General features: G+C 66.4%; 18 protein-coding genes and 1 tRNA gene. 9 read left to right on the forward strand and 10 right to left on the reverse strand.

Features of this window, described 5'->3' with window-relative positions; translation table 11 throughout:
* The first annotated feature begins 43 nt into the window (after nucleotides 1-43).
* Genes FBY30_RS13970 through FBY30_RS13980 form a run of 3 tightly spaced genes read left to right on the forward strand, consistent with a single transcriptional unit; the run spans nucleotide 44 to nucleotide 2,727 of the window.
* Nucleotides 44-1,027 carry a metal ABC transporter solute-binding protein, Zn/Mn family gene (locus FBY30_RS13970; RefSeq protein ID WP_142133398.1) on the forward strand — a complete coding sequence of 328 codons (984 nt, stop codon included), beginning with the start codon at nucleotides 44-46 and terminating at the stop codon, nucleotides 1,025-1,027.
* Complete coding sequence (locus FBY30_RS13975; RefSeq protein WP_142133399.1) at nucleotides 1,028-1,843, forward strand: metal ABC transporter ATP-binding protein; 816 nt, start codon at nucleotides 1,028-1,030, stop codon at nucleotides 1,841-1,843.
* The gene (locus tag FBY30_RS13980) at nucleotides 1,843-2,727 is read left to right on the forward strand and encodes a metal ABC transporter permease (RefSeq protein WP_142133400.1); all 885 of its coding nucleotides are present in this window, start codon (nucleotides 1,843-1,845) and stop codon (nucleotides 2,725-2,727) included. The genes FBY30_RS13975 and FBY30_RS13980 overlap by 1 nt, the downstream gene beginning before the upstream one ends.
* Here the strand turns inward: FBY30_RS13980 and FBY30_RS13985 are convergent.
* On the reverse strand, nucleotides 2,705-3,166 hold the full coding sequence (locus tag FBY30_RS13985; RefSeq protein WP_142133401.1) for a Fur family transcriptional regulator: 462 nt from the start codon (nucleotides 3,164-3,166) through the stop codon (nucleotides 2,705-2,707). The two genes, FBY30_RS13980 and FBY30_RS13985, sit on opposite strands and share 23 nt — an antisense overlap.
* A 115-nt stretch (nucleotides 3,167-3,281) precedes the next feature.
* Between FBY30_RS13985 and FBY30_RS13990 the strand changes: the two genes are divergently transcribed.
* The gene (locus FBY30_RS13990) at nucleotides 3,282-3,938 is read left to right on the forward strand and encodes an MBL fold metallo-hydrolase (protein WP_142133402.1); all 657 of its coding nucleotides are present in this window, start codon (nucleotides 3,282-3,284) and stop codon (nucleotides 3,936-3,938) included.
* On the opposite strand, the gene FBY30_RS13995 is transcribed toward FBY30_RS13990, so the two are convergent.
* Nucleotides 3,935-5,047 (reverse strand): PLP-dependent cysteine synthase family protein, encoded by a 1,113-nt coding sequence (locus FBY30_RS13995; RefSeq protein ID WP_142133403.1) that lies wholly within the window; start codon nucleotides 5,045-5,047, stop codon nucleotides 3,935-3,937. The two genes, FBY30_RS13990 and FBY30_RS13995, sit on opposite strands and share 4 nt — an antisense overlap.
* A 132-nt stretch (nucleotides 5,048-5,179) precedes the next feature.
* On the opposite strand from FBY30_RS13995, the gene FBY30_RS14000 reads away from it, so the two are divergent.
* From FBY30_RS14000 to FBY30_RS14010, 3 genes are read left to right on the forward strand one after another with little or no spacing between them, the layout of a single operon-like run.
* Nucleotides 5,180-6,094, forward strand: a complete 915-nt coding sequence (locus FBY30_RS14000; protein ID WP_142133404.1) for a sulfurtransferase — start codon at nucleotides 5,180-5,182, stop codon at nucleotides 6,092-6,094.
* Entirely contained in the window at nucleotides 6,091-7,248 is a 1,158-nt protein-coding gene (locus FBY30_RS14005; protein WP_142133405.1) for an NAD(P)-dependent alcohol dehydrogenase, read from the forward strand. Before FBY30_RS14000 ends, FBY30_RS14005 begins: the two co-directional genes overlap by 4 nt.
* The gene (locus FBY30_RS14010; protein ID WP_142133406.1) at nucleotides 7,245-7,673 is read left to right on the forward strand and encodes an HIT family protein; all 429 of its coding nucleotides are present in this window, start codon (nucleotides 7,245-7,247) and stop codon (nucleotides 7,671-7,673) included. The genes FBY30_RS14005 and FBY30_RS14010 overlap by 4 nt, the downstream gene beginning before the upstream one ends.
* Nucleotides 7,674-7,746: 73 nt before the next feature.
* Here the strand turns inward: FBY30_RS14010 and FBY30_RS14015 are convergent, their stop codons facing one another.
* The 4 genes from FBY30_RS14015 to FBY30_RS14030 all read right to left on the reverse strand — a co-directional run bounded on the left by FBY30_RS14015 (nucleotide 7,747) and on the right by FBY30_RS14030 (nucleotide 14,263).
* On the reverse strand, nucleotides 7,747-8,730 hold the full coding sequence (locus FBY30_RS14015) for a beta-ketoacyl-ACP synthase III (protein ID WP_142133407.1): 984 nt from the start codon (nucleotides 8,728-8,730) through the stop codon (nucleotides 7,747-7,749).
* A gap of 24 nt (nucleotides 8,731-8,754) precedes the next feature.
* A complete protein-coding gene (gene hrpA, locus FBY30_RS14020) occupies nucleotides 8,755-12,735 on the reverse strand; it encodes an ATP-dependent RNA helicase HrpA (protein ID WP_142133408.1) in 3,981 nt (1,326 codons plus the stop codon).
* A gap of 65 nt (nucleotides 12,736-12,800) precedes the next feature.
* On the reverse strand, nucleotides 12,801-13,151 hold the full coding sequence (locus FBY30_RS14025; RefSeq protein WP_142133409.1) for a protealysin inhibitor emfourin: 351 nt from the start codon (nucleotides 13,149-13,151) through the stop codon (nucleotides 12,801-12,803).
* Nucleotides 13,152-13,210: 59 nt separating this feature from the next.
* Nucleotides 13,211-14,263 (reverse strand): M4 family metallopeptidase, encoded by a 1,053-nt coding sequence (locus FBY30_RS14030; protein ID WP_142133410.1) that lies wholly within the window; start codon nucleotides 14,261-14,263, stop codon nucleotides 13,211-13,213.
* A gap of 124 nt (nucleotides 14,264-14,387) precedes the next feature.
* Here FBY30_RS14030 and FBY30_RS14035 point away from each other — a divergent pair, with 124 nt between their 5' ends.
* On the forward strand, nucleotides 14,388-15,338 hold the full coding sequence (locus tag FBY30_RS14035) for a cation diffusion facilitator family transporter (RefSeq protein WP_142133411.1): 951 nt from the start codon (nucleotides 14,388-14,390) through the stop codon (nucleotides 15,336-15,338).
* A gap of 65 nt (nucleotides 15,339-15,403) precedes the next feature.
* Here the strand turns inward: FBY30_RS14035 and FBY30_RS14040 are convergent.
* The 4 genes from FBY30_RS14040 to FBY30_RS14055 all read right to left on the reverse strand — a co-directional run bounded on the left by FBY30_RS14040 (nucleotide 15,404) and on the right by FBY30_RS14055 (nucleotide 18,522).
* Nucleotides 15,404-15,476 (reverse strand) — tRNA-Arg (locus FBY30_RS14040).
* A gap of 110 nt (nucleotides 15,477-15,586) precedes the next feature.
* Nucleotides 15,587-17,158, reverse strand: coding sequence for a ferredoxin--NADP reductase (locus tag FBY30_RS14045; RefSeq protein ID WP_142133412.1), 1,572 nt, complete (start codon nucleotides 17,156-17,158; stop codon nucleotides 15,587-15,589).
* The gene (locus FBY30_RS14050) at nucleotides 17,155-18,021 is read right to left on the reverse strand and encodes an FAD:protein FMN transferase (RefSeq protein ID WP_142133413.1); all 867 of its coding nucleotides are present in this window, start codon (nucleotides 18,019-18,021) and stop codon (nucleotides 17,155-17,157) included. The genes FBY30_RS14045 and FBY30_RS14050 overlap by 4 nt, the downstream gene beginning before the upstream one ends.
* Nucleotides 18,022-18,030: 9 nt before the next feature.
* Nucleotides 18,031-18,522, reverse strand: a complete 492-nt coding sequence (locus FBY30_RS14055; protein WP_142133414.1) for an FMN-binding protein — start codon at nucleotides 18,520-18,522, stop codon at nucleotides 18,031-18,033.
* Nucleotides 18,523-18,711: 189 nt separating this feature from the next.
* Here FBY30_RS14055 and argS point away from each other — a divergent pair, with 189 nt between their 5' ends.
* Nucleotides 18,712-20,376: an arginine--tRNA ligase gene (gene argS, locus FBY30_RS14060; RefSeq protein ID WP_142133415.1), complete on the forward strand. Its 1,665-nt coding sequence runs from the start codon at nucleotides 18,712-18,714 to the stop codon at nucleotides 20,374-20,376.
* Nucleotide 20,377: the final 1 nt, after the last annotated feature.

The raw sequence follows: 20,377 nt of genomic DNA on the forward strand, positions 1-20,377 counted from the left end.
TTGGCTGTATTGCCCTCCCTTTCTGTGTGAACTGAGGTTTTCCGTGCGCCGTACAGCCACCGCCAGCTCCTTCCTTGCCGCCCTGGCAGGCGTCGGGCTCCTGCTCAGTGCATGCAGCCCCCAGCAGTCCCAGGCCCCGGACGCGGCGCAGGGCATCAACGTGGTGGCGTCAACGAACGTTTACGGAGACATCGCACGGACCATCGGCGGTGACAAGGTCAGGGTCACCTCGATCATCAACAATGCCGGGCAGGATCCGCACTCCTACGAGGCGAACGCCCAGGACCGGCTGGCCGTGTCCAAGTCGAAGTTGGTCATTGAAAACGGGGGCGGCTACGACGACTTCATCCATACCCTGGTGGAGAGCAGCAAGATCGACAGCGCAAACGTGCTGACCGCCGTCGAGATTTCCGGCCTTGCCCACCCGGAGGAAGCCACGGCCGGTGCGTCGGCAACACCGGCAGAGGGAGCCGGCGGGCACGACGGACACGATCATGGCAGCCTGAATGAGCATGTCTGGTACAGCCTGCCCGCAATGGAACGCGTGGCCGACGCGATTGCGGGCAAGCTGGCGTCGCTGGATCCTGCCTCGGCCGCCTCCTTCACTGCCAATGCGGACTCCTTCAAGTCCTCCCTGTCGCAGCTTCAGTCCAAGGTGGAGGCCATGAAGGCGGCCGCGCCGGGCAGCCGCGTTGCAGTCACGGAACCTGTTCCGCTGTACCTGTTGGAAGAGGCGGGACTGGTGAACGCCACGCCTGGGCAGTACACCGCTGCCATCGAAGAGGGCAGCGACGTTCCTCCCGCAGTGCTGAAGGAGGCCACGGACCTGGTTGGCTCGAAGTCCGTCCGCCTCCTGGCCTACAACGCCCAAACGGAAGGCCCGCAGACGGAGGCATTGAAAAAGGCGGCCGAAGCCGCAGGTGTTCCGGTGGTCGACTTCACTGAGACCCTGCCTGAGGGCAAGACCTACCTGCAGTGGATGACGGACAATGTGAACAACATCAGCAAGGTTTTGGAGACAAACTAGGTGAAATCCGTCGTAAGCCTCAAAGGGGCGTGCCTCGCATTCGGCCAGCGCACACTTTGGGAGGACCTGGACCTGGACATCAAGCCCGGGGAGTTTTTCGCCGTGCTGGGTCCCAACGGCAGCGGCAAGACAAGTTTCCTTAAGGTCCTGCTGGGCCTGCAAAAGCTGCAGTCCGGACAGGCAACACTGGACGGCCATCCGGTGGAATGCGGCAGCAGCCTGATCGGCTACATTCCCCAGCAGAAGTCGTTTGCCCCGGATACCCCTATGCGCGCCCGTGACCTGGTGGCACTCGGGGTGGACGGCCACAAGTTTGGGATCCGGCTTTCAGCCCGCAAAACCAACCGCAGGGTGGACGAATTGCTGGAACTGGTGGGAGCCTCCGACTACGCCAAAGTCCCCGTTGGCCAGCTCTCCGGCGGAGAGCAGCAGCGGCTCAGGGTGGCCCAGGCGCTGGCGACAGATCCAAAGGTGCTGCTCTGCGACGAGCCGTTGCTGTCCCTTGACCTTCACCACCAGCAGGCGGTCAGTGCCCTGATCCACCAACAAAGCAGGGAACACGACAGTGCCGTCGTCTTCGTGACCCATGAAATCAATCCGATCATCGATTACGTGGACCGGGTGCTCTATTTGGCGGGGGGACGTTTCCGGGTGGGGGCGCCGGAAGAGGTCATGACCACGGAAGTACTTTCAGACCTTTACGGCAGCCACGTGGAGGTGATCCATGCCAACGGCAGGATCGTCGTGGTCGGCCTGCCGGACGCCACCACCCATCACCACCACGACGCGGACACGCTGGCAGGGGAGGTGGCCTGATGGACGCCGACAGCATTTTGGGTGCCATCTTCAACTTCGACAATTACGGCGAACTGTTGGTCCTCGTCCAGAACTCGATCTGGGCAGGGGCTATCCTGGGCCTGCTCGGCGGCCTGGTGGGGACGTTCGTCATGAAGCGTGACCTTGCCTTCGCGGTCCACGGCATTTCCGAACTTTCCTTCGCGGGGGCCGCCTTCGCCCTGCTGGTTGGGGCGGACGTAGTGTTTGGATCGCTCATCGGATCGGTGGCGGCTGCCCTGCTGCTGGGCCTCATGGGGGTGCGGGCCAGGGATAAGAACTCGATCATCGGAGTCATCATGCCGTTCGGCCTGGGACTTGGAATCCTCTTCTTATCCCTGTACCAAGGCCGCGCCGCAAACAAATTCGGCCTGCTGACCGGCCAGATCGTCTCCGTGGACACCGTCCAGTTGCAGGCGCTGGCGGGGACCGCCGTCGTGGTTGTGCTTGTGCTTGTGGCCGTCTGGCGTCCGCTGAACTTCGCCAGCGTGGACCCCGAGCTCGCCGAGGCCAGGGGAGTCCCCGTCCGCACGCTGGGGATCGTGTTCATGATTGTGCTGGGTGTGAGTGTGGCCCTGTCCATCCAGGTTGTGGGGGCCCTGCTGGTGCTTGCCCTGCTGATTACGCCCGCAGCAGCGGCGCTGCGGGTCACGTCGTCACCGGTTCCGGTGGTGGTCCTGAGCGTGGTGTTCGCCGTGACAGCGACCGTGGGCGGCATCCTGCTGGCCCTGGGTGGACGGATCCCGATCAGTCCCTACGTCACCACGTTGTCGTTCCTGATTTATGTGGTGTGCCGCATCATCGGCTCCGTGCGCGACGCCCGCGGCGTCAACGGGCGGGTCCTTACAGTTTCCCGGCAGCCCTAAGGGCAGTGCAGTCGGGGCAGAGGCCGAAAATTTCCACGGTGTGGTCCACCTCGGTAAACCCGTGTTCAGCCGCCATGCGCACCGCCCACGTTTCCACGGCCGGTGCTTCCACCTCCACTGCCTTTCCGCAGTTCCTGCACAGCAGGTGATGGTGGTGGCCGGTCACGGCGCAGCGCCGGTATACGGCCTCGCCGTCGCCGTTGCGCAGCACATCCACCAGGCCTTCGTCCGCCAGTGACTGCAGGATCCGGTAGGCAGTGGCAAGTGAAACGGAGACGCCCTGGTTCTGCAGGATCCGGTAAAGCTCCTGCGTGCTGACAAAGTCATCGAGGCTGTCCAGGGCTGCGCTGACGGCTTTCCGCTGTTTGGTAACGCGCTGTTCCCTGCCGCCTCCTGCCGGGGATGGGGCGGCGGAATCAGCCTTGACGCCGATCGGCATGGACGAACTCGCTTCCGTGGGGGGCAGACATCAAGATTACCAGCCGGCGTCCGGCAGCCGGATTTGCCGGCGGCGTGCGTGGACACCATTCCGGGACGGACCCTAGGCTGGCGCTATGAAGCTGACCAAATACACCCATGCCTGTGTCCGGCTCGAGAAGGAAGGCGGCGTCCTGGTCCTTGATCCGGGCACGTTCTCCGAATCCGCCGAGGCACTGGAAGGAGCCCAGGCCGTCCTGGTGACCCACGAACACGCAGACCACCTTGACACCGAGGCGGTGGTGGAAGCGCTGCAAAAGGACAAGGACCTGGCGCTGTATGCGCCCGAGGGCGTCGCGGGCCAGCTGCGCGGGGAAGCTCCGGACGCAGCGGACAGGATCCACGCGGTGGAACCGGGATCGTCGTTCCAGGCTGCCGGCTTCGACATCCGCAGCTTCGGCGGCCAGCATGCCCTGATCCACCCCCAAATTCCCATGGTGGCCAACATCGGCTTCCTGGTGGATGGCAACGTTTACCACCCGGGGGACTCGTTCATCATCCCTGACGGCCTGGAGGTCCAAACCCTCCTGGTCCCGCTGCACGCACCGTGGAGCAAGTCCGCGGAAGTGGTGGACTTCGTGATTGGAGTGCGGGCGCCGCGCGCGTTCCAGATCCACGACGGGCTGCTCAACGACAACGGCCTGGGCATCGTCGAAGGGCACGTCAAGCGGATCGGAGCCAAGTACGGCACGGAATACCGGCACCTGGCCCCGCGGGAGTCCGTGGAAGTCTAGGCCGGCTCCCCGCTCCATTCCCCGGTGTCCAGGAAGCGCGCAATTGACGCTTCGTAGGGCGCCGGATCCAACCCCTGGGAAGCCAGCCACTCCTGGTTCCAGTGCGTGCCCGCATACCGGTCGCCGCCGTCGCACATCAAGGAAACCACGCTGCCCTGCCGGCCTTCGGACAGGAGTTGCGCGACTGTTTCCCAGACGCCCCAAAGGTTGGTGCCCGTTGACGGGCCGGCATGCAGGCCGGCGTAGGAGTCCAGGTGCCGCATTGCGGCAACCGAAGCGGCGTCCGGTACCCGGACCATCCGGTCGATAACGGTGGGGATGAAGCTCGGCTCCATCCGGGCCCGGCCAATGCCTTCGATCCGCGAGGGCAGGCCGGTGGGCTGTCCATCCGCCCCACCCAGCCAGCCGGGGTAGAACGCGGAGTTTTCGGGGTCCACCACCAGCAGCTTGGTGGGATAAGAGTGGTAGCGCAGGTACCGGCCGATGGTGGCGCTGGTTCCGCCCGTGCCCGCGCCCACCACCACCCACTCCGGAACGGGGTGCGGTTCCAGGCTGAGCTGGCCGAAGATCGATTCGGCGATGTTGTTGTTCCCACGCCAGTCCGTGGCCCGCTCCGCGTAGGTGAACTGGTCCATGTAATGCCCGTTGCAGGTAGCGGCCACGTCTTCTGCCACGGAATACACGTCCGATGCGTTCTCCACCAGCAGGCAGGAGCCGCCGAACTGCTCGATCAGGGCGATCTTTTCCTGGCTGGTGGTGCGGGCCATGACTGCGATGAAGGGAAGTCCCAGGAGCTGGGCAAAATACGCTTCCGAAACCGCCGTGCTGCCGCTGGAAGCCTCGACGATGGTGGTGTCCTGCCGGATCCAGCCATTTACCAGACCGAACAGGAAGAGGGACCTTGCCAGCCGGTGCTTGAGGCTGCCGGACCGGTGCGTTGACTCGTCCTTGAGGTACAGCTGGATGCCCCAGTGCTCCGGCAGCGGCACCGCGTAAAGGTGGGTGTCCGCGGAGCGGTTGTTCTCCGCTTTGATGGTGCGGATGGCGCTGTCGGCCCACTCCCGGTCTTTTCCGTTGCTGCTGTTGCCGGCCTTGCCCTCGATCGTCACCAATCAAGCCTACCCGCGGCCCACAGGCCATCCGTCTAGAGTGGGACCCGTTGGCAGTACTCGCCTCAGTGGCAGTACTCGCCTCAGTGGCAGTACGAGCCGTGGTTCGCAGTACAAGGCGTAAGGAGTCCAATGAAGCCGTTGATCGACGTCGCGGAACTTGAGGCCAGGCTTGCCGGCGGGCACCGTACGGTGCTGCTGGACGTGCGCTGGGCGCTGGGCGATCCTCACGGCCATGAACACTACCTGGCGGAACACCTGCCGGGCGCGGTCTTCGTCGACTTGGCCACTGAGCTTTCCGATCCGGCGGTTCCGGACCGCGGGCGGCATCCGCTGCCGGCGCCGGAACAGTTCCAGGAGGCGGCCCGGCGCTGGGGAATCCGGAACGGCGACGTGGTGGTTGGCTACGATGACAGCGGCAACATGGCGGCGGCGAGGCTGTGGTGGATGCTGCGTGACGCCGGACTCTCCAATGTCTGCCTGCTCGACAGCGGTTTGGCAGCTTGGCGGGCGGCCGGACTCCCGCTCGAGTCGGGCCCGGTCCAGCCCAAGCCCGGTGACGTGGAGCTGGGCAGTGGGCACATGCCCGTGGCCGACGCCGGTGCTGCCGCCGGCTGGGCGCGCAGCGGCCTGTTGCTCGACGCGAGGGCAGGGGAGAGGTACCGGGGCGAGATTGAGCCCGTGGATCCCCGCGCCGGCCACATCCCCGGTGCGGTCAGTGCCCCCACGACGGGCAACGTGGATGCCGCCGGGCGGTTCCTGCCGGCAGCGCAGCTGCGGCGGAGGTTTGAGGACCTCGGGGTCCAGGAGGGAACGCCGGTGGCGGTCTACTGCGGGTCAGGAGTCACGGCAGCCCATGAGGTTGCTGCATTGGAACTTGCCGGGTACCGGGCAGCGCTGTATCCCGGCTCTTTCTCGGAATGGTCCAACCGCCGGGAACTGCCGGTTGCCGTTGGCCCGGAACCGGGCGGCGGCGGGACGGACGCCGGGGCGGGCAGGTCGCCGGCTGGAAACTCCGCAGGAGCCGGGGGTAGCGTCGCACTATGACACCAGGACGCCCCGTACCACCGCCCTTTGCCAAACCCATTGTTCCTGCCGCCGAAGCCGGTGCCGCAGCGGAAGCCGGTGCCCTCGCCGCAGCCTACGGTGCAGTATCCGGAGACAGCGGATTGGTCCCCCTGACCGTGGCGCGGCGCGCGCCCAAACCGGACGACGTTGAGATCGCCATCGATTTCTGCGGACTGTGCCACTCGGATGTGCACGCCACCCGGGGCGAATGGGGCGGCCAGACCTACCCGCTGGTGCCAGGCCACGAAATCGTGGGAACAGTCAGCAGGATCGGGTCCGACGTCACCGACTTTGCCGTGGGCGACAGGGTGGGCGTGGGCTGCCTGGTGGACTCCTGCCGCGAGTGCGACAGCTGCCTGGACGGCCTGGAGCAGTACTGCGAAAAGGGAATGACCGGCACCTACGGTGCAAAGGACCGCAGGAACGGCGACACGATCACCCAGGGCGGCTACTCCTCGTCCATCGTGGTGGACCGCCGCTATGTCCTGCGCGTTCCGGACTCACTGGACCCGGCCGCCGTCGCCCCCCTCCTGTGCGCGGGCGTCACGACGTTTTCCCCGCTGCGGCACTTTGACGTCGAAGAAGGCGACGTGGTGGGCGTGGTGGGCCTCGGCGGACTGGGCCACATGGCCGTCAAGCTCGCCAAGGCCATGGGCGCGAAGGTGGTGGTCTTCACCACCTCGGAGTCCAAGGTTGCCGCTGCGCTGGAGTTGGGGGCCGACGAGGTGGTCCTCTCCCGGGACGAAACCGCGATGGCCGCCGCGGACCGCACCATCGACCTCATCATCGACACCGTTGCCGCCCCGCACGACCTGAACCCGTTCTTCCGCACCCTGCGCGTGGACGGTGCCCTGTTCCAGCTGGGCCTGCCGTCGGAAGCGATGCCGCCGGTCAATCCGGGGTCGCTGATCCGGCGCAGGATCGCCTATGCGGGCTCGCTGATCGGCGGCATCGCCGAAACCCAGGAAATGCTGGATTTCTGTGCGGAGCACGGCGTGGTGGCCGACATCGAGATGGTGTCCGCCGGCCAGCTGAATGAGGCCTACGACCGGATGGTCGCTGGAGACGTAAAGTACCGGTTCGTGCTGGATACCAGCACGCTGCAGGCAGCCGCCGAGGAGGCAAACGCATGAGCACGCTGTTCACGAAGATCCTGAAGGGTGAGATCCCGGGCCGGTTCGTTTGGCGGGAGGACGACGTGTCGGCCTTCCTGACCACAGGCCCGCTCGCCGATGGCCACACGCTGGTGGTTCCCACCGAGGAAGTGGACCGCTGGACGGACGCCTCGCCGGAGACCCTCGCCAAAGTCATGGAGGTGGCACAGCGCATCGGCGCAGTGCAGGTGGACATTTTCGGGGCGCGGCGTGCGGGCCTGATCGTGGCCGGCTACGAGGTCAACCACCTGCACGTGCACGTTTGGCCGTCGCGAAGCATGGCCGACTTCGACTTCGGCTCCGCGGACCACAACCCGGATCCTGAAGTGCTGGACGCCAACGCGCAGAAGCTGCGCGACGGCCTCCGCGCAGCCGGCTACGGGGAGTTTGTTCCGGCGTCATAGCCGGCTCCGCGCCCGCCGTTGCGGAGGGCGCGGCCGGGGCCTGCGTTTAGCGCCCCGGCACGGCGTTGAAGGCTCAGTCCCTGCGCGGCGTCATGGCCACCATGCCCGCGTACGTGAATCCGCCGCCGAATCCAAACAGCAGTGCGGGGACATCTGCCGGGATCTTCCCGGCGTGCCACCATTTGCTCAACCCCAGCGGCACGCTGGCGGCGGAGGTGTTACCCGACTCCGTCACGTCGGTGATGACGATCCGGTCCGTCAGGCCCAGAGCGTCCGCGAGCGGTTCGATGATGCGCAGGTTGGCCTGGTGCGCGGCGAGGACCTGGATGTCGTCCAGTGACAAGCCGGCGCGCGCCACGATTTCGCGGGCGCGTTCCGGGGCCTTGGTGAGGGCCCAGCGCAGCACTTCACGCCCGTTCTGCGAAAACCTGCCCAATGGCGGGGAGATGGTGACAGCGTCAGCCATGCCGCCCTCCGAGCCCCAGACCACCGGGCCAATGCGGGCCGTGTTGGACGGGCGCACGACGGCGGCGCCGGCACCGTCGGCGGTCAGCACCGCCGTCGCACGGTCCGTCCAGTCCGTCACGGCTGAGAGGGTCTCGGCGCCGACCACAATTGCGTGGGACGCGCTGCCGCTGCGAATGGCCTGGTCCGCCACGCCCAGGGCGTACTCGAACCCGGAGCAGGCTGTGTTGACGTCCATGATCGCCGGTCCCCGGCCGTCCCTGCCCAGGCAAAGCGCCTGGGCCACCCGGCCCGCAGTGTTCGGGGACCGCTCGGCCGCCGTCGTGGTGGCCACCACCACGAGGTCAATGTCCTGCGCAGCGACTCCCGAATCGCCCAGCGCCATCCGGGCTGCGGGGATTGCGAGGTCCACCACGGTTTCGCCTTCACCGGCGATGTGCCGGGTCACGATGCCGGTGCGCTGGCGGATCCACTCATCGCTGGTGTCCATCATGCCTTCGAGTTCATGGTTGTCCATGATGCGCGCGGGCTGGGCATGGCCGAGCCCGGCAATCTCTGTCCCTGCCGGACCTTGGGCAAGCGTGAGCTTCATGTGTTCCTCTCGTAGGGGCCGCTGCTAGGCGGGTGCCAGGGCCTTGTTGAGTACGGTGCGGATGCGCTTCTCGGAGACGGAGTAGGCCGTGCCGAGTTCGACGGCGAACAGGCTCACCCGTAGTTCCTCGATCATCCAGCGCACCTGGGTTAACTCCCGTCCGGCGCCCCGTCCCGGCAGCAGCGCTGAAACAGCGTCGTCGTAGTCATCCTCGAGCCGCTGCACCACAGCCATGTTCAGGGCATCCCGCTGCACGTTTCCGGGCAGGCGCTCCAGCCGCTTTTCGATCGCGGCCAGGTAGCGCGGCAGCTGGCTCAGCTGCGAGTAGCCCGTGCGTGCTACAAAACCGGGGTACACCAGCTGCTCCAGCTGGCTTTTGATGTCGTTCAGCGCGCTGATCAGGGCCAGGCTGGTGGTGCCCTTGAGTTGCTTTTCGATCCGGCGGGTGCTGGAGAGGATGCGTTCGACGACGGCAGTGACCGAAAAGACCGTGTCGATCAGTTCCGCGCGCACCAGCTCGTACAGCTGGTCGAACGCCGCCCGGTCCCATGGAAGTTCCACGGGGGTGAGCTTGTCGATGGCCGCCAGCGCGCAGTCTGCGATAAGGGCAGACACCGAACCATGAGGGTTTTGGCTGAAGGTGAGCTTCTCGGTGTTGCTCAGGTGCTCCAGGACGTACCGGTCAGGTGCCGGAACACGAAGGGCAAGCAGCCGGATCACGCCGCCGCGCATCGCATCGAGCTGCTCTTCGGGGGTCTGGAACACACGCAGTGACACGGACTTGCCCTGGTCCACCAGCGCCGGATAACCAGTGACAGTGTGCCCCTTGACCACGCTGCTCACCCGGCGCTCAATGGTGCCGACAGCCCACTCCGTCAGGCCATCCTGCTCCACGAACCCGGCCCCGGCAGGGGCTCCCGGCACCCCGGCGGCCGGCTGGCGTGCGGCCGGTCCGCCGTCGGACACCTTGCCGTTGCGCCGCTTGGACGTGCCGGCAGCTGCGGAGGCCGGGGTAGCGCCGAGCGATTCGGCGATGGCGCGGCGGGTGGCGGGGGCAAGCCGCTCCTGCAGCTCCGCAAGGTCCTTGCTTTCGCCCAGGACCTTGCCCTTGCTGTCCACCACTTTGAAACTCACCCGCAGGTGCGGGGGCACGGCGTCCCAGTTCCAAGAACCGGGCGGGATGATGGCGCCGCGGATCCGCCGCAGCGCAAGTTCCAGCGACGGTTCCAGCTGGTCCTTGGCAGGATCGAAGTCCGATTCGAGGAGGGCCACCGCCTGCCGCGCAACATCGGGGGCGGGAACAAAATTCTTCCGGACCTGCTTTGGCAGCGACTTGATAAGCGCGGTTACCAGCTCGACACGCTGGCCCGGAATCAGCCAGCGGAACGGTGCGTCATCCAGCTGGTTCAGGAACAGGACCGGCACTTCAGCCGTGACACCGTCCGACGGGTCGGGGGCAGAGCCCGGCGCCACAGGATGGAATTCGTACGTCAGGGGGAGCTCGAAGCCCTTGTGCAGCCAGGTCTTCGGGTACGCGGATTCGTCAAGGTCGTCGGCGTCCCCGATCAGGAGCAGCGACTTGTCGTAGTCCAGGAGGTCCGGATTTTCCCTACGGGCATCTTTCCACCATTTGTCGAAGTGCCGCTCGGAGACGACGTCCGGACCGATCCTGGCGTCGTAGAACTCGAACAGCGTCTCGTCATCCACCAGCAGGTCCCGGCGGCGCATGCGGGCCTCAAGTTCCTCGACCTCGTGCAAGAGGGCGCGGTTGCGGTGGAAGAACTTGTGGTGGGTACGCCAGTCGCCTTCCACCAGGGCATGCCTGATGAACAGTTCACGGGCCACCATCGGATCCACCCGGCCGTAATTGATGCGTCGCTGCGCGATGATCGGCACGCCGTAAAGGGTGACTTTTTCGTAGGCCATTACGGCGCCCTGCTTGGTGGACCAGTGCGGTTCGCTGTAGCTGCGCTTGACCAGGTCCGGAGCCACCTGCTCGGCCCACAGGGGATCGAACTTGGCCGCCACCCGGGCCCAGAGCCTGCTGGTTTCCACCAGCTCCGCCGCCATGACGAATGTGGGGGACTTCTTGAACAGCGCGGAACCCGGGAAGATGGCGAACCGGCTGCCCCGGGCGCCGGCGTATTCGCGCTTGCGCTCGTCCAGGATGCCGATGTGGCTCAGGAGCCCGGAGAGCAGGCTGATATGGATGCCGTCATGGTTGCCCACGGGGTCGGCCAGGCGCTTATTGTCCAGCGTGATGCCCAGCGGCCGGGCGAGCTGGCGCAGCTGGGTAAAGAGGTCCTGCCATTCCCGCACGCGCAGGTAGTTGATGAATTCGGCGCGGCACAACCTGCGGAAGGCTGACGACGACAGTTCCTGCTGCTTCTCCTGCAGGTAGTTCCAGAGATTGAGGTAGCCGGTGAAGTCGGAGTTCTCATCGCGGAAGCGGTTGTGCTTTTCCGCGGCCAGCTGCTGCTTGTCCGTGGGCCGTTCGCGCGGGTCCTGGATGGTGAGCGCGGCAGCCAGGACCATGACTTCCCGGACGCAGCCCCGTTTTCCGGCTTCCACGATCATGCGGCCCAGGCGCGGATCCACGGGCAGTTGGGCGAGTTTCTGTCCGACGGCGGTAAGGCCGCCACCCTTTTGCCCGCCCCGGCCTTCGGCTGCTTCGGTCCTGCCGCCTTTGGCCTGCTGGCGCGGGGGAGCGAGGGCGCCCAGCTCGCGAAGGAGCGTGACACCGTCGTTGATGGCCCGGGTTTCCGGCGGTTCGACGAAGGGGAATTCCTCAACATCCTTAGGGCCTTTGGCCACGCCCATCGCCGTCATCTGGAGGATGACGGCCGCGAGGTTGGTGCGCAGGATTTCCGGATCCGTAAACCGGGGCCGGGACTCGAAGTCTTCCTCGGAGTACAGCCGGATCGCGATGCCATCGGACACACGGCCGCAGCGGCCTGAGCGCTGGTTGGCCGATGCCTGCGAGACGCGTTCAATGGGCAGGCGCTGGACTTTGGTGCGGTGCGAATACCGGGAGATGCGCGCCGTACCTGTATCGATGACGTACTTGATGCCCGGCACTGTCAGGGATGTTTCCGCCACGTTGGTGGCCAGCACGATCCTGCGCTTGCTGCCCGGGTGGAACACCTTGTGCTGCTCCTGCAGGCTCAGGCGGGCGAACAGGGGGAGGATCTCGGTGTTGGCCAGCCTCCGGTTGGACTGGATCCGGGACTGCAGGGCGTCGGCGGCGTCGCGGATCTCCCGTTCACCCGAGAAGAACACCAGGATGTCCCCGGGCGCCTCCGCTGCCAGCTCGTCCACCGCGTCGCAGACGGCATCCAGGGGATCGCGGTCCTCTTCGAGCTCATCGTCAGAGGCCTTCTCATCGTCCGCGGCCGGCTGCGTGAGGGGGCGGTAGCGGATCTCCACAGGGTAGGTGCGGCCGGAGACTTCGATAATGGGTGCCGGGTTGTCGGAGGTGCCGAAGTGGTTGGCGAACCGTTCCGGATCGATGGTGGCCGAGGTGATGATGACCTTCAGGTCCGGCCGCTGCGGCAGGATCCGCTTGAGGTAGCCCAGGATGAAGTCGATGTTGAGGCTGCGTTCGTGCGCCTCGTCAATGATGATGGTGCTGTACTTGCGCAGCAGTTTGTCCCGCTGGATCTCGGCGAGCAGGATGCCGTCGGTCATTAGCTTGACCTTGGTCGCCTTGCTGACCTCGCCCGTGAACCGGACCTGGAAGCCGATTTCCTGGCCGATCTCGACGCCGAGCTCCTCCGCGATGCGCTCGGCCACCGTCCGGGCTGCCAGCCGGCGGGGCTGCGTGTGCCCGATGAGGCCCTTCTCGCCCAGGCCCAGCTCCAGGCACATCTTGGGGATCTGGGTGGTTTTTCCGGAGCCGGTCTCGCCGGCGATGATGGTCACCTGGTTGGCGGCGATGGCGGCCATCAGGTCCTCGCGGCGCTCGGAAACCGGCAGCTCGGCGGGATAGGAGATATGAAAAGTCATGGCTGCAGACAGTCTACTGCCGTCGCCGACGGGCCTTTATGCGACGTCTGCGTGCAGCCCGCCGTTCAGCTTGGGCTGCCGGCCTCCGCGTCATCGTCCGGCCCGGGACGGAACGCCCCGGCTGATTGCTCAGAGGCAGCCCGTGCGGTGTCCACCAGGATGCGCCACGGGCCCGTGAGGGCCTGTTCGGGGAGGGCAGCCCTCCGCTGCCCCGCCGTAATGGAGTAGATGAAGCGGTCCGGCTGCGGCGCCTCGAATGCCGCGGCCGCTGCCCGCGGGGTGCTGGGAACCGCATCCCACGGGCAGGCCTCCAGAATGGGCTGCCATTGGCTCAAGTCGCTGTCTGTCCGGGCGTCAACCGTCCACACCCTCGTCATCGCCGCGATCCCGCCGGTGCGCTCCACCTTGATCTTCATGGCCTGGCCCCTGGGCTTCCAATTGGCCCCGCTGCCACGCGCGGGCAACAGGGCAGTGGTTAAACCTTGACCTTTACAGTTTCCCACGCAGCCCTTACGGCGTCATGCTCCGGGGAGGCGGCGCCAAAAAGGTCTGCCGCGGCACGCACCGTGGCGCGTGCAAAGACCGTGAAGGTGGCCGCCGCCGGCAATGAGCCGTTGGTCAGGGTCTCGTACCAGATCCGGCCCGGCGCCTCCCAGGCGAAGCCGCCCAGGGCATCCGCCACGAGGAAGAAGGCGCGGTTGGGGATCCCGGAGTTGATGTGGACGCCGCCGTTGTCGGCGCTGGTCCGGACATAGGAGTCCATGGAGTCGGGTTGGGGGTCCTTGCCCAGCACGTCGTCGTCGTAGGCGGTTCCGGGTGCCTTCATCGACCGCAGGGCGAGCCCCTGGACCTTGGGCGTGAAGAGGCCTTCGCCGATCAGCCAGCTTGCCTCCGCGGCGGACTGGTTTTTCACGAATTGCTCCACGAGCGCGCCGAAGACGTCCGACATCGATTCGTTCAGGGCGCCGGCCTGGTTCCGGTAGGCAAGTCCCGCCGAGTACTGGGTTACCCCGTGTGCCAGTTCGTGTCCGATGACGCTGACGGACTTTGTGAAGCGCTGGAAAACGTCGCCGTCGCCGTCGCCGAACACCATCTGGCTGCCGTTCCAGAAGGCGTTGTCATAAAGCTTGCCAAAATGCACAGTGGCGTCCAGCTTCAACCCGCGCCCGTCCACGGAGTCGCGTCCGAAGGCGTCGGCATAGAGGCGGTGGGTGTTGCCCAGCCCGTCGTAGGCTTCATCCGCGGCGGCGTCGCCGGTCGCCTTCCCGCCTTCGTCCCGGACCAGCCTGCCCGGCAACGTTTCCTCGCCGCCGGCATCGTAGATGGTACGGCTCACAGGCCCTGGTTTGACCTGCCGAAGACCGGGCGGGAGGACCGGCACAGCCTGGGCGCGGGTGGCCTGGAACGATTCGACGTGGCCCAACGCCTTCCGGGCGGCGCTCGCCGCCGAAGAGAACCCCGGCGCGTCCTGCTGGGCGAGCCGCCGCAGCAGGTAGGGCGGAACGATGGAACAGAACTGAACGTGCATGGCGTACTCCCTCAGCTAGGTGGTTTCAGCCTACGAGCAGCCACTGACATTCGTCGGGACCCCGCTTCGGGAATTGTGCACCCTCCCGCGTACTGATACCGGTCCTGGTGGGTACGGTAGGCGCATGGCTGAAACCGAAAAGCGAAAAAAGTCCGGCTCCACGCTGCTGACGGTCATCGTCGCCTTTGCGGCGAACACGCTGGTGGCTGCGGCGAAGTCGGTGGCGGCTGTCCTCTCCGGTTCAGCCTCGATGGCCGCGGAGGCGGCACACTCCTGGGCAGACACCGGTAACCAGGTCTTCCTGTTCCTTGCGGAGCGCCGGTCTGCCCGTCCCCGGGACAAGAGCCATCCCATGGGCTACGGCCGGGAGGCCTATGTATGGTCGATGTTTGCCGCCTTCGGTCTGTTCACAGCCGGCGCGGTGGTGTCGATCATGCACGGCGTCCAGCAGATTTTGGAGCCGGAACCCGCGTCGGACTTCGTGGTGGCCTACGTGGTCCTGGGCGTGGCCTTCGTCCTGGAAGGGATTTCGTTCGTCCAGGCCTTCCGGCAAACCCGGAAAGCGGCCCATGAGCTGGAACGGCACACCCTTGAACAGGTCCTCATCAGTTCCGATCCCACCCTGAGGGCAGTCTTCGCCGAAGATGCGGCGGCGCTGATCGGCCTCGTCGTGGCGTTCGTGGGCGTGTTCCTGCACCAGGTCACCGGATCACCGCTGCCGGATGCGATCGGTTCGATCGCCGTTGGCGTGCTGCTCGCCGTCGTCGCCGTCGTCCTGATCGACCGGAACAGGCGCTTCCTCGTGGGGCAGGGTGTCACACCTGACATTGAGCGGTCCATGGCCCGGCGGGTACTGGAGCACCAGGACATCGCCCGCCTTACCTATTTGCACCTGGAATTCGTGGGCCCGCGCAAGCTGTACCTCGTAGCGGCCGTGGATCTCCAGGGGGACCATCCGGAGCACGAGGTCGCGGTGGTGCTGCGGCGGATCGAGCGTGAGCTGGAGGACCACGAAACGGTGGAGGAAGCCGTGCTTACTCTGGCCACGATGGACGAGGCAGCGCTGCGTTTCTGACGGGATGCCACGGACAACAGACGAAAAAACCCCGCCGCTTCGATGAAGCGGCGGGGTTTTCACTGTGCCCTCGGTAGGATTCGAACCTACGGCCTTCTGCTCCGGAGGCAGACGCTCTATCCCCTGAGCTACGAGGGCAATCCGGATATCCTGCCGTTCCCGGCGGGACGTCCTAGAGCTTAGCAGGAAGGTGGCCCGCAAGGGAAAACCGCCACCGGAGCCGGCCCCGGAAGCCCAGGGAAGCGGCGTCAGTAGCCCGAAAAGGAGTCCGTCCGCACCCGCCGCGCCCCGGCACGCTTCGCTGCACGGCGGAGTGCCGCAACGCTTGCCGGGGAGCCGGACACGTAAACGTCCCGCCGGGAAATATCGGGAACGAGTGCTGCCAGGGCCCGTCCGTCCAGTCGGCCGTCCGTCCGCAAGCTTCCGGCGCCGGAGGGACGCCCGGCCACAGGGTTCAGGTTCGACGGCGGCACGGACTCCTCTGCAGTCCACACCAGCACCCGCACGCAGGAGCTCCGCAATTCCTCCGCGTAGGCCACCTCTTCGGCGCTCCTGGCAAGGACCAGGACCACGGCGTCCCGGTCCCGCAGCGCACCGGAAGCTGCATACGAGACGAAAGGTGTGATGCCGATTCCCGCCGCCACAAGCAGCAGCGGCCGGCGCGGGTCGCGCGGCAGGACGAAATCGCCGCCCACCGCCGTGGCGGCCACCTTGTCACCCGGCCGAAGCGCCAGGAGGGCCGCCTTCGCCGCAGACAATGGCCCGTCCGTCCGCACGCCAAACTTCACCAGGCGCTCGCCGGGGCCGCCCGCCAGGCTGAACACCCGGCGTCGGCCCTTACCGTCCGGCTTGGCCTGCGGAAGGTCCAGCTCCATGAACTGGCCCGGGACGAAGCGCACCGGGCGGGCAGGTGCAAAGGAGAACTCGGTGGTGGCCGGCGTCAGCGGCCGGGCGCCTGCGAACCGGAGCTTCACGGCCCCGCGCTGGCCGGCCAGGAAGGCCAGCAGGTTGCCGGCCAGCAGCGCCGCCTCCGGCGAGTTCGCAAACATCCCCAGGTTCCAGGGGACCGCAAAGAGCACGCCCACCAGCGTTGCGAGCGCCAGTTGCTGCCAGCGCCGCGGCGGCAACGTCAGGGGCTCGGTGAGCATGAATCCCACAAAAAAGAGCACCGGCCGCTGGGCCAGGGCCTGCCAGGCGCCCATCCCGGCGGTCATGCTCGAGCGAAGCAGCTCAAGCATGATGATGGCCGTGGCCACCGCCGTGAATACCGACGCCATCAGGACCTTGCGCATGCGGTACAGGACCAGCAGTACGCCAGGGGCCAGCAGCCACAGCATGGCGGGCGTCGCTGCCCACCATGTGGCGATGTTCAACCCGGTGAGTCCGGTGACGAAGGCCCCGGCGGCAGCAGGGTTGAAGATGTGCCGTCCACGCCACGCCAGCGCGTACTTGGACGCGGACGCCAGGACGCAGGCCAGCGCCACCCCTGCCAGGTCCATTGGCTGCAGGGATGGCCAGAACAGGAAATAGAGCAGCAACCCCGTGATAAGCGACGACTCCAGGTGGGGCCTGACGCGGAAGAGCGCCGCCAGGGCACGGTTTGAGGCATAGGTCAGGGTTAGGCACAACGCCAGGTGCGCCAGCATTTCCGGGATGCCGAACGTCAGCCAGCCCAGCACGTTGAGCAGCACGCTGTAGCCGGTCAGTGCCGACAGGACCAGCAGGACAAGCCGGTACATGGTGAACCTGCCAACGATGGTGTCCAAGCGGCCGGCCAGCGGCCGGACCAGGCGGGCCTGCGGCGTTTCCACGGGGCTCATGAAAAAAGCGTCCCTTCGAATTCGGCGGAATAGGCGGCGCTGCCGTCGGAAAAGACGGTCAGCCAAGAAAAATCGAACGTTTCCTGAAGCATGGCGCCGGGAACGAAGAAGAGCGCCGTGGCGAGCGCGTCGGCCACCATGGCAGTGCCGGCCAATGTCCAGGTGGCGACGGCGGTGCGCACCGGCTGCCCGGTGGTTCCGTCCAGCACGTGGTGAAGTCCGTCGCCCCAGGCACGGCGGTTGGCAGCGGAAGCACACAGGGCCCGGCCGTCCAGGTTGACCAAGCCGATCGCCTGCGCCTGGTTGTAGGGATGTTCAAGCGCCACGCTGAGGGGGCCTGCGCCGCGGGCCAGGAGGTCTCCGCTGGCATCGATGACGAATCCGTCCACGCCGGCGGCGTCCAGTTCCGCTGCGACCAGGTCCACCAGCAGGCCCTTGCCGGCAGCTCCGATGTCCAGCACCACGGGGGCGCTGGCCACCAGGACTGTTCCGGACCAGGTAAGGATCGCTTCCCACTCCGGCGCCGGGAGGGGTGGGCCGGCCGGCCGGAGCGAGTACGCGGGGTCGTATCCCAGGCGCTCCAGGCTGCCGCCAATCAAGGGCGTCATGGCCCCACCGGTAAGCCGGTAGAGCAGCCGGTACAGCTCGCCAAGCGGGGCGGCCTCGTCCGGGAATTCGTAGCGCCCGGGCTCCCTTGCGAGTTCCGCGACCAAAGAATCGGAGCGGAAACGGGACCAGTCGCGGTCGAACTTTTCAACCAGGTCCAACAGCCGTTTGCGAACGGACGCGGGCAACGGCAGGGGAGTGCTGACCGTCCAGTCAGTGCCGATCCCCTGGAACGAAAAGTCCTCCCAGTCCGCCACCGGAACTACCTACCGTGCCTCGGACCTGATCTTCTCCACCGCTTGGTTGAAGCCTGCGCTGGTCAGCGAGGAACCGGCAACCTTGGAGACGTTCAGTTCATCGATGTTCCTGCCCACCACCTGGGCTGCGATGCCGCCGGCAAACTGGCCCTGGAACTTGCGGGTGTTCGGATTGGACGGGTGCTGGGTGATCTGCACGTCCGCGACCTTCCCGGCGGCAAGCGTCAGTTGGACGCCCACAGTTTCGGTGCCGTTGGGCGAGACGTAGCTTCCGTCGGCGCTGTAGGTGCCGTCCTTGTAACCGGCGCCGCTGGCAGCCAGGGAGGAAGATCCTGAAGAGGGCGCCGGTGGGGCCCCGGCGGTGCCGGGTGTGTTGTCGGCGGATGAGGGTGCGCAACCGGCCACGGTCCCCGCCAGCGACAGGCCGGCAATACCGGCAAGGAGACTGTTGCGGACTGCGTGCCGTGACGCGGAAAGGCTTTCCGGGCTGGAGGGTCTCATGAAGGCTCTCGTTTCACTCTTGGGGCGGTACCGGGTCGCGGATGCCGTGCGGCATTGGCTACGGTTTAGTCAACGCCGGATGGGCCCGAATGGTTCACGATGTGGCAGTGCCCACTCCCTGGCGTGAAGCCGGACGCAGTGAAGGCCGCCAAATTCTTTGCTGTCACTGGCCCCCGGTAGGCTAGAGGGGTGACTCCCGAAGAACTTTCCCTCGCCATATCCGCCTGCCTCAAGGACGCCGTCGCCGCCGGCGACATCGCCCTTGCTGTATCAGCCATTCCGGCTGACGTGCGCGTGGAGCGACCCAAGAACCGGGAGCACGGCGACTGGGCAACCAACATTGCCCTGCAGTTGGCCAAGCAGGCGGGCACCAACCCCCGCGAGTTCGCCTCCATCCTGAGCAGCCGGCTCAAGGCCATCGACGGTGTTTCCGCCGTTGACATCGCCGGCCCGGGCTTCCTGAACATCACCGTGGACGCCGCAGCCGCCGGTGCCCTGGCCAAGGTCATCGTCGAGGCCGGCCCGGACTACGGAACCAACACAGCGCTCGCCGGGCACACGGTCAACATGGAGTTCGTCTCTGCCAACCCCACCGGTCCGCTGCACATTGGGCACACCCGCTGGGCCGCGCTGGGCGACTCCATCGCGCGCGTGCTGCGCGCATCCGGCGCCGATGTTACGGCCGAGTACTACATCAACGACGCCGGCTCGCAGATGAACACCTTCGCCAACTCCGTGTACTCCCGGCTGCATGGCCTTCCCGTGCCCGACGGCGGCTACCCCGGGCAGTACATCGCCGACCTGGGGCATGAGGTACTTTCGGCGCATCCGGACATCAGGGAACTCACCGAAGTTGCCGCCCTGCCGGTGATCCGCGCCGCCGCCTACGAAGCCCAGATGAAGGACATCAAGGCCACCCTGGCGGACTTCGGCGTTGAGTTCGACGTCTTCTTTTCTGAGCAGGAACTGCACGACGCCGGCGCCATCGAAAGTGCCGTGGCGCGCCTGCGCGAACAGGGCCACGTGTTCGACGACGGCGGGGCGGTCTGGCTGCGGACCACGGACTTTGGTGATGACAAGGACCGCGTGATGATCCGCGCCAACGGCGAGCCCACCTACTTCGCCGCCGACGCAGCCTACTACCTGTCCAAGAAGGACCGCGGTTTCACGGAAAAGATTTACCTCCTGGGTGCGGACCACCACGGCTACATCAACCGGCTGAAGGCCATCGCTGCCGCCGCCGGCGACGATCCCGAAGTCAACATCGAGGTGCTGATCGGCCAGTTGGTGTCCGTGAACGGCGCCAAGCTGTCCAAGCGGGCCGGCAACATTATCGAGCTCAAGGACCTGATCAACTGGCTGGGCAAGGACGCGGTGCGCTACTCACTGGCCCGGTTCCCCGCCGATTCGCCGCTGACGCTCGATCCGGAACTGCTGAAGAAGCACAGCAACGAGAACCCGGTGTTCTACGTCCAGTACGCCCACGCGCGCTCCCGCGGCGCAGCCCGCAACGCCGTGGCTGCCGGGGTGGAACGGCAGGTGGACGGCCAGGACAGCTTCGACGCTGCGCTCCTGGACCACCCAACCGAAAACGAACTGCTGTCCCACCTGGGCAGCTACCCGTCGATTGTGGCCAAGGCCGCCGAACTGCGGGAACCGCACCGGGTGGCACGGCACCTCGAGGCCATCGCCGGTGCATACCACCGCTGGTACGACGCCTGCCGGATCGCCCCCATGGGTGAAGAACCCGTCACCGACCTCAACCGCACCCGGCTGTGGCTCAATGACGCCACCAGCCAGGTACTGGCCAACGGCCTTGACTTGCTCGGCGTGTCCGCGCCGGAACGGATGTAAG

The sequence above is a fragment of the Arthrobacter sp. SLBN-83 genome, from assembly GCF_006715285.1.
GTDB lineage: Bacteria > Actinomycetota > Actinomycetes > Actinomycetales > Micrococcaceae > Arthrobacter.

Bases quoted from the DNA above. Each gene is read 5' to 3' on its own strand.
- FBY30_RS13980 (WP_142133400.1), top strand. From the start codon at position 1,843: ATGGACGCCGACAGCATTTTGGGTGCCATCTTCAACTTCGACAATTAC.
- FBY30_RS13985 (WP_142133401.1), bottom strand. From the start codon at position 3,166: ATGCCGATCGGCGTCAAGGCTGATTCCGCCGCCCCATCCCCGGCAGGA.
- FBY30_RS13990 (WP_142133402.1), top strand. From the start codon at position 3,282: ATGAAGCTGACCAAATACACCCATGCCTGTGTCCGGCTCGAGAAGGAA.
- FBY30_RS14000 (WP_142133404.1), top strand. From the start codon at position 5,180: ATGAAGCCGTTGATCGACGTCGCGGAACTTGAGGCCAGGCTTGCCGGC.
- FBY30_RS14005 (WP_142133405.1), top strand. From the start codon at position 6,091: ATGACACCAGGACGCCCCGTACCACCGCCCTTTGCCAAACCCATTGTT.
- FBY30_RS14010 (WP_142133406.1), top strand. From the start codon at position 7,245: ATGAGCACGCTGTTCACGAAGATCCTGAAGGGTGAGATCCCGGGCCGG.
- FBY30_RS14015 (WP_142133407.1), bottom strand. From the start codon at position 8,730: ATGAAGCTCACGCTTGCCCAAGGTCCGGCAGGGACAGAGATTGCCGGG.
- hrpA (WP_142133408.1), bottom strand. From the start codon at position 12,735: ATGACTTTTCATATCTCCTATCCCGCCGAGCTGCCGGTTTCCGAGCGC.
- FBY30_RS14025 (WP_142133409.1), bottom strand. From the start codon at position 13,151: ATGAAGATCAAGGTGGAGCGCACCGGCGGGATCGCGGCGATGACGAGG.
- FBY30_RS14030 (WP_142133410.1), bottom strand. From the start codon at position 14,263: ATGCACGTTCAGTTCTGTTCCATCGTTCCGCCCTACCTGCTGCGGCGG.
- FBY30_RS14035 (WP_142133411.1), top strand. From the start codon at position 14,388: ATGGCTGAAACCGAAAAGCGAAAAAAGTCCGGCTCCACGCTGCTGACG.
- FBY30_RS14045 (WP_142133412.1), bottom strand. From the start codon at position 17,158: ATGAGCCCCGTGGAAACGCCGCAGGCCCGCCTGGTCCGGCCGCTGGCC.
- FBY30_RS14055 (WP_142133414.1), bottom strand. From the start codon at position 18,522: ATGAGACCCTCCAGCCCGGAAAGCCTTTCCGCGTCACGGCACGCAGTC.